General features: G+C 64.2%; 3 protein-coding genes. All 3 read left to right on the top strand.

Going from position 1 to position 2,425, the window contains the following annotated elements; all coding sequences use genetic code 11:
• The first annotated feature begins 59 nt into the window (after nt 1-59).
• Nucleotides 60-1,079, top strand: a complete 1,020-nt coding sequence (locus GXY33_17840) for a LacI family transcriptional regulator (GenBank protein NLX07003.1) — start codon at nt 60-62, stop codon at nt 1,077-1,079.
• Nucleotides 1,080-1,096: 17 nt separating this feature from the next.
• On the top strand, nt 1,097-1,834 hold the full coding sequence (locus tag GXY33_17835) for a DUF1559 domain-containing protein (protein NLX07002.1): 738 nt from the start codon (nt 1,097-1,099) through the stop codon (nt 1,832-1,834).
• A 47-nt stretch (nt 1,835-1,881) separates the two neighbouring features.
• Nucleotides 1,882-2,425 (top strand): LamG domain-containing protein (locus tag GXY33_17830; protein NLX07001.1); only part of this gene is annotated, 544 nt, incomplete at its 3' end.

Here is a 2,425-nt window from a genome sequence, read left to right as displayed (position 1 = left end):
TGTAACGACCGTGAAAATTACATCTAACTTGCAGGTCATGCAGTCAGGCGGGTTTGATTATGAGCATTCGGCGGATTGCGGAGCGGTCGGGGGTTTCGGTGGCGACGGTCTCGCGCGTGCTGAGCAACTCGGCCAAGGTCAATCCGGACACTCGCCGTAAGGTCTTGAAAACGCTGGAGAAAGAGAATTTCCAGCCGAAGCGGGCGCGGCGGCGGAGCCTGACCGTGGGGGTGACCATCCCGGACCTTCGGCCCGGTCGGATGGACGGGGTCTACACCCGCGAGCTGGTGACGGGCCTGGTGGAGGCGGCTGCCGGCTGCGATTCGGCGGTCAAGGTCATCAACATGACCGACATGGCCCAGATTCCGTTTCGGCGCGGGGCGTTCAGCGATTTCTGCAAGGAGCACGGGGTGGACTGCCTGATTCACCTGCAGGCCCCGATCCAGTTCCACAGCATGCTCGAGGCGGTTGCCGACGATGGCATCGCCCAGGTGGTCATCGAGCACCGCTTCGACCGGCCGAACATCGGCTGGATCGACGTCGACAACTACGGCAGCAGCCGCGACATGGCTGACTACCTGGCCAACCTCGGCTGCCGCGAGTTCGCCGTCATCACCGCCGACCGGGTGTTTCCCGGCCATTTTGAGCGCCATCGTGGGTTCGTCGAGGCCCTGGCCGCCCGAGGGATCGAGGTGCCGCCCGAGTGGGACGTCGAACGCCGCCGCGTCCTGATCGACGCGGGAGTCTCAGCCACGCTGAGCCTGTTGGGCAGCCGCCCGACGATGCCGCGGGTGCTCTATTATACCAACGTCGAACTGGCGATGGGCGGCCTGCGGGCCCTGCGGAGCAAGCGGATTGCCATTCCGGAACAGCTCGTGGTGGCCATTTTCGACGATTCGCACAGCTCGCGGTGGCTGCCCGATTCGGTGCTCTACCTGAGCCAGCCGGCCTACGAAATGGGCTCGACGGCGGCCCGATTCCTGTTGACTTGCCAGCCGGGCCAGGTTCTCCAACAGATGATCACGCCGGAGCTGTTCATCAGCCCGGAGATCCTGGAATCGCTGGAAAACAAGGGTTGAGGTCCGAGGGTCAAACGATGCCAAAGCGATGCATGGCGTTCACGTTGATTGAGCTGCTGGTGGTCGTGGCGATCATCGCCGTCCTGGTGGCGATCCTGCTGCCGGCCCTGACCGCGGCGCGGGCCCAGGCCCACCAGGCGGTCTGCGGCAGCAACCTCAAGCAGATCGCGCTGGGCTACTGCTTCTACACGGATGCCTACAGCGTCTATCCGCCCAACGTCGTCCGCCATCCGGTCAATCCGGCATGGTGGAAGGATGGCCGGACGTGGGATTCGTACGTGTTCGAGTACACCAAGGCCACAGCGGTGTTCCGTTGTCCAGCCGACAAGACGACGTTCACGGACGGACGCGAAACGCGGTCGTATAGCCAAAACGCATCGTTCCAGTCGAACTGGAACGCCGCCGGCCAGTACACGCGGGCGATCTGGCTCGGCCCGGACACCCTCGGCCGCAACGATGCGGTGCACTTCTATCCCTCGTGGACCTACGGCCACTTGGTGGAGCCGGCCAAGCATCTGTTGACGACGGAAAAGGCGGGCGGATGGATGCACGGCAATTGGAACGCCGCGGAGACGGGTGGGCACGAATACTACGGAACCTACGGCCAGACGCACGCCTATCGAGGCACGAACGTGCTATTCTGCGATCTGCACGTCGAGTGGCTCGGTCAGCCGCGGGTGGTCCCGATGCCGTCGCATCCGACCACGCGAGAGACGATCGCGTGGGTCCACAGTTGGATCAGTACGGAGCAGTAGCACCGGTGACGTGCAATTTTCACGAGAGTCCTTTGAAAGGTTCACGGATGGTCAAGTCGGTAGGGTTGGCCGCGGCGATCGGATGGATGCTGGCGTCCGGTGTGGCGACGGCTCAGGAGCTGGCATGGTCGGCCCGGCCGGACTTCGATGAGGCCGGCACGCTGTTGTTCCGCTTTGACGGCGACGTGACGGCTGAGGGATCGCCCGATGGCGCCCCGCTGCCGGAGGCGAAAATCTCCTACGCGCCCGGCCGGTTCGGTCAGGCGGCGACCCTCGGCCAGGGCGGCCTGCGGCTGCCCGCCGAATGGAACCCGCTATTCGATCCGAATCGCGGGACGATCGAATTCTATTTCAAAGCCGACGACCTCCGCTGGTTCTGGCAGAGCCACTCGTTCTTCGGCAACAACATGAACTTCTGCCAGCCGGGGAACTTCGGCCTGTGGTACTGGGGCGAGTTCGCGGCCCTGCGGCTCGACCTTCACCTGCCCGGCGACTGCGGCTACCTCACCTGCCAGATGCCCGAGGATACCGAGTGGCACCACTTCGCGGTCACGTGGGACTGCGACTCCGGCATACGGATGTACGTGGACG

The sequence above is a fragment of the Phycisphaerae bacterium genome (assembly GCA_012729815.1).
GTDB lineage: Bacteria > Planctomycetota > Phycisphaerae > JAAYCJ01 > JAAYCJ01 > JAAYCJ01.
Note: the sequence above shows the minus strand (reverse complement) of the source record. Positions and strands in the feature narration are given on the sequence as shown.